This is a genomic window from Pseudomonas sp. TMW22080 (genome assembly GCF_022496745.1).
In the GTDB taxonomy this organism is placed as follows: Bacteria; Pseudomonadota; Gammaproteobacteria; order Pseudomonadales; family Pseudomonadaceae; genus Aquipseudomonas; species Aquipseudomonas bubulae.
This window is the reverse complement of the sequence record NZ_SCFF01000004.1, coordinates 38,329-52,064: the sequence shown is the minus strand read 5'-3', so window position 1 is coordinate 52,064 and position 13,736 is coordinate 38,329. Positions and strand designations below refer to the sequence as shown.

The window sequence follows — 13,736 nt, the reverse complement described above, 5'->3', positions numbered from 1 at the left end:
TGCGTGATTGTTGGTCTTAGTCGAGTTTGCTACTCAGTGTCTGGTCACCTTGGAGGCTGACGCCGTACTGAATTTGGTAGCGTGTGCTGCGCCCACTGCCAGGCAGGCGAGTGATGCAGCCTTTCGCAAGCAGGTCACCTAGGTGGCGGGTCGCGGTAGCCTTGGAGACTTTGGTCACGGCTTGGTATTGAGCGGCGTTTATACCGTTCTCGAAGCCGCGTTCGCCACCGTCGAGCAGGTGGTTCAGCACCTTGAGCTGTTCGGCTAGCAGGGCCTGGTCGCGGTGTAGTTGCCAGAAACGGGCCTTGCTCAATACTCGTTCAATCCGGGCAAGGGCTTGCTCCAGGCTTTTAAGCAGCGTGGCTAGAAACCACTGCAACCAAGGAGTGATATCCAGTGTGCCTTTCTGGCTGGACTCCAGAATTCGGTAATAACCGGTGCGGTCATCAAGAATGCTGGCTGACATGGCATAGAAGCGGATGGATTGCTGCTCACTCTGGGCCAATGCCAAATCGGTGAGCGTGCGAGTGAGGCGGCCGTTGCCGTCATCGAACGGATGCAAGGTAACGAACCAAAAGTGGGCAATGCCAGCACGTAGTAAAGGATCAAGGCTGACATCGATTCTGCTGCCCTCGAACCAAGTGAGGAAGTCGCCCAGTTGCTCTTCCAGCCCGGCACGTGGTGGTGCTTCAAAATGCACGGTGGGGTGGTGGAGGGGCCCGGATACTACCTGCATGGGTTCTTCGCCGCGCAGCGTGCCAGTGTGCAGTGGGCGGGCCAACAGCTTGTCCTCGCCGGGGAACAGCCAGCAGTGCCACTTATAGAGGCGTTCAAGATCCAGCAAGCGTTGATTCGCACTTGTGGCATCGAACAACAATTGTGCCAAGCCTTCGGAGCGTGCAGTTGTGCGACCTGTTCCGGTCAGCCCCATGCGGCGAGCCAGGGATGAACGTACAGAGCCTGCATTCAGCTGTTCGCCCTCAATGGCTGATGAGGTAACGATGTTTTGCAGCATGGTGTCCAGGCTGTTGAGCGCTTCATTATCACTTCCGACAGCGCCAATCATCCCCAGCAAACGGCCCTGAGCCTGGGTGCAGGCACGCAATAGCGGGTTAAGCATCTCAGCTTGCCAGCTAAAGTTTGGCCAGCCGGGCTGTTGCCAGATCCAGGGGGAATCGTTCATGGGCTTTACTCGTCTATGAGCCGATTAATGAATATATTCGGCTCATATAGTGAGCCGATAATGCCGGCTAATCGGCTCACTGTCTAACCTGGGATGCAGGGTAAGCCGACGAAAGGACTATAGAGCTGGCCTGTGGACGTTTTGTGGACGCAAACCGGTTTTCTGGGCGTTTTGAAAAGCAAAATCCCAAACCCCGGAAACACAAAAGCCGCGCAGTGCGCGGCTTTGAGTATGGTGGGCCCAGTAGGACTCGAACCTACGACCAAGGGATTATGAGTCCCCTGCTCTAACCAACTGAGCTATAGGCCCTCAGTAGGTCGCGGATTATAACGATGGTTTCTAAGTAGTGCTATCCGAAAGATCTGAAATTGCCAGGTGAAGGAAAGTTGCTGCAAATTTTTCGGGAAGTAACGGCGGGCTGACGATCTCGCCCTGGATCAGTTCGCAACCTGCCTGCGCCAGGAAAATCTGTTGTTCCCGGTTTTGAACACCGTCGGCAATGATGGTGAAGTGCATGCTGTGCCCCAGCGCGATGATGGCATGCACGATGGCAGCATCATGGGGGTCGTCGGGCAAGCCATGTACAAATGACGGGTCGATTTTCAACGTGTCCAACGGCAAGCGCTTCAGGTAACTGAGGGACGAGTTGCCAGTACCAAAATTGTCGATGGACAGTTTTACTCCCAGTTGTTTGAGCCGATGCAGGGCATCAAATGCCGCTTCGGTCTGGCCGGTGAGAAAAGTTTCGGTGATTTTCAGTTTCAGGCTCTCGGGTTTGAGCTTGCAGGTTTCGAGCAGTTGCTGAATGTGCGCCATCAGCCCCGGCTGGTGTAATTGGGCGCTGGCAAGGTTGACCGAGATGGGTCCAAAGGGCTTGTACAGTTGATTCCATGAGCACAGTTGCTGGCACGCACGCTCGAGCATCCAGTCACCAATTTGAATGATCATGCCGTTTTCTTCTGCCAGATGAATCAAGCGCTCATGTGAGATTCCTCCGAGTAGAGGGTGGTTCCAATGCAACAGTGCTTCGGCGCCAGCCAGCGTATGGTCGCGCAACCGGACTTTGGGCTGATACAGCAGTGAGACCTGGCCTCGCTCCAGGGCGCGGCGCAGTTCCTGGCCCAGAAGGATGCGGGCACTGGTCTGGGAGTTAAGGTCGTGGCTGTAACGTTCGACGCGATTGCGCCCTTTGAGTTTGGAGTGGTACATCGCGATATCGGCATTTTTGATCAGTGTGGCCACGTCGTCGCCATCATCCGGGTAGATGCTGATACCGACGCTGGCGCTGATAAACAGTTCGCTTTCGTCGGTCAGAAAGGGTTCGTTGAAGCTGTTCAGCAGCTTTTCGGCAATCTTCTGTGCATCTTCCGGGTGTTTGAGCCCAGGCAGCAGGACGATAAATTCATCGCCGCCAAGACGGGCAACCGTGTCGATGTCGCGCAATTGTTCGGTGAGGCGGGCTGCGATGCCCCTCAGCAACTGATCGCCCACAGGGTGCCCGAGGCTGTCATTGATGTTCTTGAAGCGATCAAGGTCCAGAAACAGCACCGCGCTATGTTGATCATTGCGCCGCTGATCGGAGAGTACCTGGCGCACCCGGCTTTCAAACAGCAAACGGTTGGGAAGGTTGGTCAGCGGGTCGTGGTGGGCCTGGTGATCAAGGCGTTCCTGGGCCAGTTTGAGGGTGGAAATATCAGAAAATACGGCGACGAAATGTGTCACCACATCATTGTTGTTGCGCACGGCGCTGATGGTCATCCAGCTGGGGTAGATTTCACCGTTTTTGCGTCTATTGAAGATTTCGCCCTGCCAGTTGTCAGCGGTCGATAGCTGGTACCACATGGTTGCAAAGAACAGTTTGTCGTGTCGGCCAGACCCCAGCATGCGCGGCGTCTGGCCCAGGACTTCACTTTCGGAGTAACCGGTGATTTCGCCGAAGGCCCGGTTGACCGCGGTAATTTTTTGCTCGGGATCGGTAAAGATGATGCCTTCGGCCGTGCTCTCGAACACGGTGGCTGTTTGCAGAAGTTTTTCCTGCATCTGATGCCGTTCGGTAATGTCGTGGACGATGGTCAAAATGCAGTCGTCGGCGCCGATCAGCAACGGGTAGCTGGAGATTTCACAGAGGCGAACTTGTCCGTCCTTGTGTCGGATATGGCAGGTGAAGTCGCGCACAAAGCCGTTTTTTTCCAGGACCGTAAGCAATTCACGGCGCTCATGGGGGTCGACCCACAATTGCAGTTCCAGGGTTGAGTGGTACAAGGCACTGGCACTGTCATAGCCGATGACCCGGCTGAAACCTTCGTTGATCTCGAGTATCAGGCCATCGCTTTGACGGCTCAGTAAAAGGCCGTCCAGCGATGCATGAAATGCTTTGGCAAACTTTTCTTCGGAAAGAAGCAAGGCTTCTTCAGTCTGCTTGGTTTCGCTGATATTGATCAGCAAGCCGCGAACCACGGCTTGCTGATTGTGGGTCGTGATACTGGCAATGTCCCGTAGCCAGAGGATGTTGCCCTCTGCGGTGATCACCCGATAGTCCAAGCTGTGATCGTGGCCTGCGCTGATCTCTTTTTTACGCCAGGCCTGGATTCTGGGCAGGTCATCGGGGTGAACGACCCGTTTCCAGAACCCCGGGCTTAGCCAGTCAGAGACTGGATAGCCGAGCAAGGCTTCGGCCTGGGGGGAGACATAGGTATAGGTGTCGTTGTCCAGCTGTGCTTCCCAGGCAATAGCCGAAAGGCTTTCAATCAACCCCTTGTAGTGATCCTCGCTGCTGCGCAGTTCCTGTTCGAGGGTGGTTCGCCGGGAAATCTCGGAGCTCAGGCGTCGGTTGATGCGGATGACTACGAACAAAATGATGATCAGCAGCAGTATGCCAGGCAGGACATAGAGCAGCAGGGTGCGCCACAGGGGTCGGTAATCGTTGATATCGCCTACCCAGTGCTGCTGAATGCGCTGGGTTTCACTCGGGCTTATATTGGCCAGCACCTTGTCCAGCAGTCCTAGCAGAACGGTCTGGTTTTTAGGAACGGCCATGGCCAATTGAAAGCGATACGGGGTTTCCCCGCTGACGTACAGGCCATCGAGCTTGAGCTGGCGCAAGCTCCATACGCTGGAAGCCAGATCACCCACCATGGCATCCACCTGGTCCGTGGCCAGAGCCTGCAACGCCGAGCTGACGTTGGGCAGGGCGACGATGTTGAGGTCAGGGTGTTGAGCGCGCAGTAATTCGTGGGGGGCGTAGTTTTCAATTACACCCACTCTGAGGCCGTAGAGTTCCTGGATATTTTTAGGCGCCGCGCCGCCCTTGTGGGCGAGGATGACAATGGGGAAGTCCAGATAGGGCCGGGTAAATGCCAGGCGTTTTTGGCGCTCGGGGGTCGACATGACGCCGGGTAACCAGTCGAGTTTGCCTTCCTTGGTTTGCTCCAGGACTTCGCTCCAGCTTGACGCAGCGACTTGCTTGACGCTTACGCCCAACTGGTTGGTGATCAGGTTTACATAGTCGGCAGCGAGGCCTGTATAGGTGCCCTGTGCGTTGAGGAACTCAAAAGGCGGCCATGTGGTATCGATGCCGAGGAGCAGTTCGGGGTGCTCTTTGAGCCATTGCTGTTCTTCATCGGTGAACGTCAGGGCTTGGGCGCCAGAGGTCCAAACGAGAAGTGACAGAAGCAGGGTAGCCAGCAAGCGTGACATACGCATCCCTTCAATACACCTGGATGCATCCAGTGTAGTCGGGCTGTGGCGGAGGGGAGGGAGCAGGAGGTTTTTAGCTGTAAAGCAAAACCCCCGGCAGGGCCGGGGGTTTTGTTGTCACTCGTCGAGGAAGGAGCGCAAATGCTCGCTTCTCGTCGGGTGGCGCAGCTTGCGCAGCGCCTTGGCTTCGATCTGACGAATCCGCTCACGGGTAACGTCGAACTGTTTACCAACCTCCTCAAGGGTGTGGTCGGTATTCATGTCGATACCGAAACGCATGCGCAGTACCTTGGCTTCACGGGCTGTGAGGCCGCCGAGTACGTCGCGTGTCGCTTCTTTAAGGCTCTCAACGGTAGCAACATCGATTGGCGACTGCATGGTCGAGTCTTCGATGAAGTCACCCAGATGGGAGTCTTCGTCATCACCGATCGGTGTTTCCATGGAGATCGGCTCTTTAGCGATCTTCAATACCTTGCGGATTTTATCCTCAGGCATTTCCATGCGTTCGCCCAGCTCTTCCGGGGTCGGTTCACGGCCCATTTCCTGCAACATCTGACGGGAAATACGGTTGAGCTTGTTGATCGTCTCGATCATGTGCACCGGAATACGGATGGTGCGGGCCTGGTCGGCGATCGAGCGAGTGATCGCCTGACGGATCCACCAGGTGGCATAAGTCGAGAATTTGTAGCCGCGGCGGTATTCAAACTTGTCTACCGCTTTCATCAAGCCGATGTTGCCTTCCTGGATCAGATCGAGGAACTGCAGGCCACGGTTGGTGTACTTCTTGGCGATGGAGATCACCAGACGCAAGTTGGCTTCAACCATTTCTTTCTTCGCGCGGCGGGCCTTGGCCTCGCCGATCGACATGCGACGGTTGATGTCCTTGATCTCGGCAATCTTCAAGCCTGTTTCTGCTTCCAGAGCAGAGAGCTTTTGCTGGCAACGGATGATGTCCGGTTGCAGGCGACCAATGGCTTCAGCATATTTGCTTTTGCCTTTGGCCAGCGCATCGCTCCAGCTTTCGTCGACTTCGTTGCCCGGGAACAGGCGCAGGAAATCGGTGCGCGGCATGCGTGCATCACGTACACACAGCTGCATGATTGCGCGCTCTTGTGCACGCAGACGCTCCAGGGCGCTGCGAACACGCTCAACCAGGCCTTCGAATTGCTTCGGAACCAGTTTGATCGGCATGAACAGCTCAGCCAGTGCAACCAGCTCGGCAATTGCCTGCTTGCTGCCGCGACCGTGCTTTTTCAGGGCCTTGCGAGCGATTTCCATCTGATCGGAAACAGCGCCAAAGCGCTGGGCCGCGATGATCGGATCAGGGCCGCTTTCGACCTCTTCCTCGTCTTCGCCGGAATCTTCCTTGTCGTCCTCTTCGTCATCACCTTCGGCTTTCACCTTGGTGTCGACAGGAGGAGGTACTTCGGCTGCGGGCGGCGCAATACCGTCGTCCGGGTCGATATAACCGCTCAGAACGTCGGACAGGCGGCCACCTTCGGTGGTGACGCGAGTGTACTCGGAGAGAATATGGTCAACCGTGCCAGGGAAGTGCGCGATTGCGCCCATCACTTCACGGATGCCTTCTTCGATACGCTTGGCGATTTCGATTTCGCCTTCACGTGTCAGCAGTTCTACCGTGCCCATTTCACGCATATACATGCGCACAGGGTCGGTAGTACGACCAATGTCGGTCTCTACTGCCGCCAACGCTGCAGCCGCTTCTTCAGCTGCTGCTTCGTCGGTGTCGGCATCGGCCAACATAAGGGCGTCCGCATCCGGAGCACTCTCGTGTACGGGGATCCCCATGTCATTAATCATGCGGATGATGTCTTCCACTTGCTCCGGATCTGAAATATCTTCGGGCAGGTGGTCGTTGACCTCTGCGTAAGTCAGATACTTCTGCTCACGGCCGAGGGTGATCAACTCTTTGATACGAGACTGCTGTTGCGCTTTTCCGGACATAACACCCTATCCACTGAAGGTCTTGGCGGGCAAAAAACAAGCCGAGGATTATACCTTAGCTATGACCTCACGCGCCAGTTGAGGTCGGGTTTGATGCAGGATTATTGCGACTTAAAAGGTCGCGTAACTGATTTTTTTCCTCGCTACTTAGCTCGCCTTGACGTGCTTTTCGAAGAAGTTGCTCTAGATTTCGCTCGCGTTGGCGAGCTGACAGGCTAGTTATGGTGTCGAAAAACTGTTGTTCAAGGTTATCGGCATCAATTAGCCATTCCTTTTCCAGCAGTCTTTGCAGCAAACGGCCCTGTTCAGTGCCGTGCCAGCGGGACAGTAGCTGAATAGAGCTTAGCTTAGGATTTTTCTGTACAGCCTCGACCAGAGCAATCAGTAGTTGATTATTAGTCTGGTCTTCTGCAGCAAAGTGCCCGGCGTCCTCAACTTTTTTGGCCAGTTGCGGGTGATGCAGCAGGGTGCGCAGGGCTGTCAGGGTCGGGGGTTCAACACCTACCGGGATCCAGGCCTGCTCGCGTTCGGCGCCGCGCTTGCCTTTTTTGTCCCAGGGTTTGTTTTCCCACTTTTTGCCGCCAGCGCCGGTCTTTTTCGGGGTCCATTCCTGTTGGGGGATGTACATGTCCGGTTGCTGGAAGTCGCTGTAGTCGGGCATTGCATCGTAATCAATGCCCGGGTCATAGGTTGGCTGTGCCTGGATTTTTGCGGGCGTATTTTGTGCCAGCTGGCTGACGGTTTCGCTGGTAAGGCCGGTTATTTCGCTCAGGCGCTGACGCATCAGGGTCCGCAGGTTGGCGCCCGGGACTTTGTCGATCAGCGGTGCTGCCAGCGTGGCCATATGGGCCTTGCCTTCGAGCGAGCGAGGGTCGGCTTCTTCGGTCAATTGCTGGAAGAAGTAGTCTGCCAGCGGCTGGGCATGCTGGTTGATACGGGCCTTGAAGGCATCGGTGCCTTCAGAGCGCACCAGGGTGTCCGGGTCTTCACCTTCGGGCAAAAACAGGAAGCGTGCGCGGCGCCCGTCCTGCAGGCAGGGCAGCGTGGCTTCAAGTGCGCGCCATGCCGCATTGCGGCCGGCCTGGTCGCCGTCAAAACAGAACAGCACGCTGGGCACCACGCGAAACAGGCGCTTCATGTGCTCTTCGCTGGTAGCGGTGCCCAGTGTCGCGACAGCATTGCGCAGGCCTTGCTGGGCCAGGGCAATGACGTCCATATAGCCTTCAACCACGATGATTTCGTCGAGGCTGCGATTGAACTTGCGTGCTTCGAACAGCCCGTACAGTTCCTGGCCTTTGTGAAAGACCGGGGTTTCCGGGGAGTTCAGGTATTTGGGCTTGTCGTCGCCGAGCACCCGGCCACCAAAAGCGATGATGCGGCCACGGCTGTCGCGGATCGGAAACATTACCCGGTCGCGAAAGCGGTCGTAACGCTTGCCGGTCTCGGCGTTTTCGACCAGCAGGCCAGCGTCGATCATGGCTTTTTGTTGCAGCGTGTCACTGCTCAGGTGTTTGTAGAGGTTGTCCCAGCCTGGTGGCGCAAAGCCCAAGCCGAAGTCGCGAGCGATTTCGCCGGTCATGCCTCGGCCTTTCAGGTAGTCCACCGCTGCTTTTCGTGCCGGATGGCTTTTCAAGGCCTGGCGATAAAAGTCAGCAGCTGCAGTAAGAAGCGGGTATAGCGGGGAGTCAGTCGGTTGCCGAGGTTTGTGCGCCCGGCCGCTTTCTTCCCGTGGGATTTCCATCCCGGCAGCTTTGGCCAGTTCTTCGACAGCCTGGGGGAAGTCCAGGTTGTCATGGTCCATGATGAAGCCGAGGGCGTTACCGCCAGCGCCGCAGCCAAAGCAGTAATAGAACTGCTTGTCCGGGCTGACGCTGAACGACGGGGTTTTTTCTTTGTGGAAGGGGCAGCAGGCGGTGTAGTTCTTGCCAGCTTTCTTCATTTGCACGCGCGAGCTGACGACATCGACGATATCGGTACGGTTCAGAAGGTCGTCAATAAAGCTCTGGGGGATTAACCCGGCCATGGCGTTCTCGTCATCACTGCGCAGAATTGGGTCCGAATAAAGAGCTTGGTCATCGTGCGTGCAGGCAAAAGCTCTGCTCGATCGTGGGGCGTCTGCTCAATTATCTCGGGGAAGTGTATCTGTCGAAATCCGCTCTACTCATATTAATCAGAGTCGACGGGATCGATAAATGTCACGCTCTGAGTCCGGCACTGACCAATGGCTGGTCTCGGATAGCTCATAAGCAGGCACTGGAGAGGTGCCTTGGGCTGATCGTCTTTAAGGATAATCAGAGAGGTGTGCTCGTCGGTAGCCTTGGAAGGCTCGTCAGTAAAGACGTGCACCGCTGGCTATTAGGCCAGGTCTGACGTGTTGTAACGCTTGTCGCGGTCGCATCTGCGGCCTTGACGATAAAGCATGTAACTTGCAACAACTGCCTACGGCCCGGCTTTAGGCCGGGCTTGGCAGAAGCGTGCAACGAACGTCTGTGTATTAGTACAGACGAACGGCGCGGCGCTGCTCGCGCTGAACTTTCTTCGCGTGACGCTTAACAGCAGCTGCTGCTTTACGCTTACGCTCAGAAGTCGGCTTCTCGTAAAATTCGCGGCTGCGAACTTCAGCCAGAACACCGGCTTTTTCGCAGGAGCGCTTGAAACGACGCAGAGCTACGTCGAAGGGTTCGTTCTCTTTTACTTTGACGGCTGGCATCCAGAGCTACCTTCATTCATTACCGGGGTCAACGTCTCAAGGCAAAATCGCGTTGGAAGACGTCGGTTTTTAAGGGTTGCGGATGTTAACCCCTCATCGCCCGGAATGCAAAGCCTCTGATCGAAAACCGCTGGCCGGGGGCGGGAGTGGCGACTATTATGCGCGCCTTCGAATTTAGCCTCTACAAGGCGTAAACCCATGCTAGTACTGGGATTAGAAACCTCCTGCGACGAAACCGGCGTCGCGCTATACGACAGTGAACGCGGGCTTTTGGCCGATGCACTGTTCAGCCAGATCGACCTTCACCGCGCCTATGGCGGTGTGGTACCGGAGCTGGCTTCCAGAGATCACGTCAAGCGAATGCTGCCGTTGATTCGTCAGGTGCTGGCCGAGGCCGACTGTGTGCCTACCGAGATCGACGCAATTGCCTATACGGCGGGCCCGGGATTGGTTGGAGCCCTGCTGGTTGGGGCTTCTTGCGCCCAGGCGCTGGCGTTTGCCTGGGGCATTCCGGCCCTTGGCGTGCATCACATGGAAGGCCATTTACTGGCCCCTATGCTGGAAGAGCAACCTCCGGAATTTCCGTTCGTCGCTTTGTTGGTCTCGGGCGGTCATACGCAGCTGGTTCGCGTTGATGGCATCGGCCAATACGAGTTGCTGGGCGAGACACTGGATGACGCCGCGGGTGAAGCGTTCGACAAGACCGCGAAGATGATGGGGCTTAACTATCCGGGTGGCCCTGAGATCGCGCGCTTGGCCGCCCAGGGCGTTGCAGGACGCTTTGTCTTCCCCAGGCCCATGACAGACCGTCCGGGCCTGCAATTCAGCTTCAGCGGCCTCAAGACGTTTGCCTTGAACACCTGGCAGCGTTGTGTGGCAGAGGGCGACGACACTGAGCAGACCCGTTGCGATATCTCCCTGGCGTTCCAGCAGGCCGTGGTTGAAACGCTGACCATCAAGTGCAAGCGTGCCTTGAAGCATGCAGGCATGAAGCGCCTGGTGATTGCAGGCGGGGTGAGTGCCAACAAGGCGCTGCGCGTTTCCCTTGAGAAAATGCTCGGTGAGATGAAGGGCAATGTGTATTACGCCCGTCCGGAATTTTGTACGGATAATGGCGCGATGATTGCGTTTGCGGGTTGTCAGCGCTTGCAGGCCGGTCAGCACGAATCATTGGCGATCAGCGTGCAGGCACGCTGGCCGATGGAGCAACTGCAGCCCCTGTGAGAATGGGGGCTGGAGCCGGCGTGAAGATTTTTCACGGGCAAGATTCAGAAATGCCGTTCGCGCCCGGCCATCAGGTCGCGTAAATTGCCGCGATGGCGCCATACAATCAGCGCCGTCAAGGCGCTCATTGGCAGTAGCGCGGCAGGCTCTTGCCAGGCCAGCAATGGCAGGGTCAGGGGAGTGGCGATCAACGCCGCCAGTGAGCTGGTACGGGTCAGCTGGAAGGTCAGCAGCCATGCGGCGACTGCCAACAGTGCAGCAGGGGGATACAGTCCCAGCAGCATGCCGGCCGCCGTGGCGACACCCTTGCCGCCGCGAAAGCGGAAGTAGGCAGGGTACATGTGACCTACAACGGCGCAGCCGCCGATCCAGGCCTGGTCCTGGAGCGAGAGATCCAGTTGGTTGGCCAGCAGGACGGGCAAAAGCCCCTTGCACAGGTCGCCGAGCAAGGTCAGGACGGCAAGTTTTTTGCCGGCCAGACGCAACATGTTGGTTGCGCCGGCATTGCCGGAGCCACTCATTCGCGGGTCGGGGGTTCCCGTCAGGCGGCTGAGCAAAATGGCAAAGGACAGAGAGCCGAGCAGGTAGGCGAGGATCGCCAGTAACCAAAACATGCTAACTATTCCGGGCGAGGACGCCCTGATTCTAACGGCGCTTTGCGCCCTTGTCGTGCTGCGGAGAAGAGTGCTTGGACAGAGTGTTTATCGAAGGCCTGGAAGTTGACACCGTAATCGGTGCTTATGACTGGGAACGTGGCATCCGTCAGTGTCTGCGCCTTGATCTGAGTTTTGCGTGGGATAACCGTCCAGCTGCGGCTGGCGATGATCTGACGTTGGCGCTGGATTATGCGAGCGTTTCTTCGCGAATTCAGGCGTTCGCCGAGCAGGCTCAATTCCAGTTGGTGGAGACCTTTGCAGAGCGACTGGCCGAAGTGTTGATGAGTGAGTTCACTATCCCCTGGCTGCACCTCAAGCTGACCAAGCCCGGCGCAGTTGCGGCGGCCACTGGGGTGGGCGTGGAGATTGAGCGCGGATGTCGCTAACTCAGGTTTATCTCGGGCTGGGCAGTAATGTCGAGCGTGAAAAGCACTTGCTGGCAGGGCTGGAAGCGCTGAGCGGATTCTTGCAGGAGATGCGCTGTTCGGCGGTGTTTGAAAGCCAGCCGGTGGGTATCAAGAGCGGGCCGTTTTTCAACCTCGTGGTGTCGGCAAAAACCGATTTTCCACTGGTTGAGTTAAGTCGTCGTTTGAAGCTGATCGAAGCTGATAACGGGCGTTACGCTCAAGATCGCAAAGGTTTGCCGCTGGATATCGACGTGTTGTTCTTTGGCGATCTGGTGGGCAACTTTGACGGTTTGACCTTGCCCCGTGCCGAAATCCTCAAGAACGCTTTTGTGTTGTGGCCGCTGTCTTTGATTGCCCCAGACAAAGTTCATCCCGGTGTGGGCAAGACGCTTGCGCAGATTTGGGCCGAGGCGCAGATCGAGCAGGTGCTTGCGCCTGCAGCCTTCGAGTGGCGGGGGGAGTCCTTGACGCCGCTGGAGATGCTGGCGGGCTGAGAGTCGATTGAATGGGCTGCAGGTTGCTGCTTTTTTGTGGGAGCGGGCTTGCTCGCGATGGCGTCGATGCGGTCTGAGTGTAAGACCGTGGTGCCCTAATCACGAGCAAGCCCGCTCCCACAAGGTTTGCACTACGCCGCATCCTTGTAAGCTTGTAGTGCCTTGAGCCGTTCGCGCTTGAGTGCTTCGCCCAGTTCGGGGCCCTTGTAACCCTGCTCCAGTAACGGCTGCACCGCTACCGAAAGGGCGGCCCGCGCCGCGCCGCGCAGGTAGTCGGCCTGCGGGTAGGGTCGGTCTTCCAGGCCCAGGCGGCCTTTGGCGTCCATCTCGCACGCTACGATAAACTCCTCGAACCGCTGTGGCCGACGGTATACGTCGAAGCGCTGCAGCAATTCCAGTAGCGTCGAAGCCTTGAGCTCAAGGGCGCGATGGCCGTGGGTGTGGTATTCGCCTACCAGCAATGCCAGCTCCTGACAGTCCCTCGGCACCTTATAGCGTTCATTGACCGCCTTGATCAGGCGCAGTCCCTTGTGTTCGTGGGCAATATGCCTTGGCCAGTCTTTCTCTGGCGTAAGCCCCTTGCCCAGATCGTGCAGTAAACAAGCCCAGCGAACCGTCAGCGGTTGCTTGTGCAGCGCCGATTGCTCCAGCACGCTGAGGGTATGTACACCACTGTCGATTTCCGGGTGATGGGCGGGGGGCTGAGGGACGCCGAACAGGGCGTTCACTTCGGGTAGCAGTACTTCAAGAGCGTCGCAGCTGCGCAGCACTTCGATAAAAACCTGAGGCTGATCTTCCATCAGGGCGCGGGAAATTTCCTTCCAGCAGCGTTCCGGGGTCAAGGCTTGCAGTTCGCCGGACCGGGACAGTTGGCGCATCAGCTCCAGAGTCTCGGGAGCGATGCTGAAGCCCAGGCTGGCGTAGCGCGCAGCGAATCGGGCTACGCGCAGTACTCTTAGGGGATCTTCGGCGAATGCGGGGGAAACGTGGCGCAAAATGCGGGCTTCAAGGTCGCGCTGGCCATGGTAAGGGTCGGTTACGTTGCCAGCCTCGTCCTCTGCCATCGCATTGATGGTCAGGTCGCGACGGATCAGGTCTTCTTCGAGGGTGACGTCGGGGCTGGCGTGAAAAACAAAGCCCCCATAACCATGCCCGCTTTTGCGTTCGGTGCGGGCCAGTGCATATTCGTCACCCGTCTTGGGGTGAAGAAATACCGGGAAGTCAGAACCAACAGGGCGATAGCCCAAGGCCTGCATTTGTTCGGCTGTTGCGCCCACCACCACCCAGTCAATATCGGTGACAGGCTTGCCCAGCAGGCGATCGCGCACTGCGCCGCCAACTTTATAGATCTTCATAAAAAACCTCCGTTAGCGCGACAGGATAGCGCGTGTGCCGTGCTAA

10 protein-coding genes and 1 tRNA gene are annotated in these 13,736 nt (G+C 57.2%); 3 read left to right on the top strand and 8 right to left on the bottom strand.

Annotated features, from left to right (window positions below; all coding sequences use genetic code 11):
* Positions 1 to 16: 16 nt before the first annotated feature.
* The 6 genes from EQV96_RS14450 to rpsU all read right to left on the bottom strand — a co-directional run bounded on the left by EQV96_RS14450 (position 17) and on the right by rpsU (position 9,554).
* Entirely contained in the window at positions 17 to 1,183 is a 1,167-nt protein-coding gene (locus EQV96_RS14450) for a Fic family protein (protein WP_240882148.1), read from the bottom strand.
* 232 nt (positions 1,184 to 1,415) lie between these two features.
* Positions 1,416 to 1,492: transfer RNA gene (locus EQV96_RS14445), tRNA-Ile, on the bottom strand.
* Between the two features lie 30 nt (positions 1,493 to 1,522).
* On the bottom strand, positions 1,523 to 4,879 hold the full coding sequence (locus tag EQV96_RS14440; protein WP_240882203.1) for an EAL domain-containing protein: 3,357 nt from the start codon (positions 4,877 to 4,879) through the stop codon (positions 1,523 to 1,525).
* A gap of 117 nt (positions 4,880 to 4,996) precedes the next feature.
* On the bottom strand, positions 4,997 to 6,844 hold the full coding sequence (gene rpoD / locus EQV96_RS14435; protein ID WP_094999924.1) for an RNA polymerase sigma factor RpoD: 1,848 nt from the start codon (positions 6,842 to 6,844) through the stop codon (positions 4,997 to 4,999).
* Positions 6,845 to 6,911: 67 nt separating this feature from the next.
* Positions 6,912 to 8,867 carry a DNA primase gene (dnaG, locus tag EQV96_RS14430; RefSeq protein WP_240882147.1) on the bottom strand — a complete coding sequence of 652 codons (1,956 nt, stop codon included), beginning with the start codon at positions 8,865 to 8,867 and terminating at the stop codon, positions 6,912 to 6,914.
* A gap of 471 nt (positions 8,868 to 9,338) precedes the next feature.
* A complete protein-coding gene (rpsU, locus tag EQV96_RS14425; RefSeq protein WP_002551877.1) occupies positions 9,339 to 9,554 on the bottom strand; it encodes a 30S ribosomal protein S21 in 216 nt (71 codons plus the stop codon).
* Between the two features lie 198 nt (positions 9,555 to 9,752).
* Between rpsU and tsaD the strand changes: the two genes are divergently transcribed.
* The gene (tsaD, locus tag EQV96_RS14420) at positions 9,753 to 10,778 is read left to right on the top strand and encodes a tRNA (adenosine(37)-N6)-threonylcarbamoyltransferase complex transferase subunit TsaD (protein ID WP_094999926.1); all 1,026 of its coding nucleotides are present in this window, start codon (positions 9,753 to 9,755) and stop codon (positions 10,776 to 10,778) included.
* A 44-nt stretch (positions 10,779 to 10,822) separates the two neighbouring features.
* Here tsaD and plsY read toward each other — a convergent pair whose 3' ends face one another.
* Positions 10,823 to 11,392 carry a glycerol-3-phosphate 1-O-acyltransferase PlsY gene (gene plsY, locus EQV96_RS14415; RefSeq protein ID WP_094999927.1) on the bottom strand — a complete coding sequence of 190 codons (570 nt, stop codon included), beginning with the start codon at positions 11,390 to 11,392 and terminating at the stop codon, positions 10,823 to 10,825.
* 74 nt (positions 11,393 to 11,466) lie between these two features.
* Here plsY and folB point away from each other — a divergent pair, with 74 nt between their 5' ends.
* Together folB and folK are read left to right on the top strand one after the other, a co-directional pair.
* A complete protein-coding gene (folB, locus tag EQV96_RS14410) occupies positions 11,467 to 11,820 on the top strand; it encodes a dihydroneopterin aldolase (RefSeq protein WP_094999928.1) in 354 nt (117 codons plus the stop codon).
* On the top strand, positions 11,811 to 12,335 hold the full coding sequence (gene folK, locus EQV96_RS14405) for a 2-amino-4-hydroxy-6-hydroxymethyldihydropteridine diphosphokinase (protein WP_095019497.1): 525 nt from the start codon (positions 11,811 to 11,813) through the stop codon (positions 12,333 to 12,335). The genes folB and folK overlap by 10 nt, the downstream gene beginning before the upstream one ends.
* 131 nt (positions 12,336 to 12,466) lie before the next feature.
* Here the strand turns inward: folK and EQV96_RS14400 are convergent, their stop codons facing one another.
* Entirely contained in the window at positions 12,467 to 13,690 is a 1,224-nt protein-coding gene (locus EQV96_RS14400) for a multifunctional CCA addition/repair protein (protein ID WP_094999930.1), read from the bottom strand.
* Positions 13,691 to 13,736 lie beyond the last annotated feature (46 nt).

Bases quoted from the DNA above. Each gene is read 5' to 3' on its own strand.
- EQV96_RS14450 (WP_240882148.1), bottom strand. From the start codon at position 1,183: ATGAACGATTCCCCCTGGATCTGGCAACAGCCCGGCTGGCCAAACTTT.
- EQV96_RS14440 (WP_240882203.1), bottom strand. From the start codon at position 4,879: ATGTCACGCTTGCTGGCTACCCTGCTTCTGTCACTTCTCGTTTGGACC.
- rpoD (WP_094999924.1), bottom strand. From the start codon at position 6,844: ATGTCCGGAAAAGCGCAACAGCAGTCTCGTATCAAAGAGTTGATCACC.
- plsY (WP_094999927.1), bottom strand. From the start codon at position 11,392: ATGTTTTGGTTACTGGCGATCCTCGCCTACCTGCTCGGCTCTCTGTCC.
- dnaG (WP_240882147.1), bottom strand. From the start codon at position 8,867: ATGGCCGGGTTAATCCCCCAGAGCTTTATTGACGACCTTCTGAACCGT.
- EQV96_RS14400 (WP_094999930.1), bottom strand. From the start codon at position 13,690: ATGAAGATCTATAAAGTTGGCGGCGCAGTGCGCGATCGCCTGCTGGGC.
- folK (WP_095019497.1), top strand. From the start codon at position 11,811: ATGTCGCTAACTCAGGTTTATCTCGGGCTGGGCAGTAATGTCGAGCGT.
- rpsU (WP_002551877.1), bottom strand. From the start codon at position 9,554: ATGCCAGCCGTCAAAGTAAAAGAGAACGAACCCTTCGACGTAGCTCTG.
- tsaD (WP_094999926.1), top strand. From the start codon at position 9,753: ATGCTAGTACTGGGATTAGAAACCTCCTGCGACGAAACCGGCGTCGCG.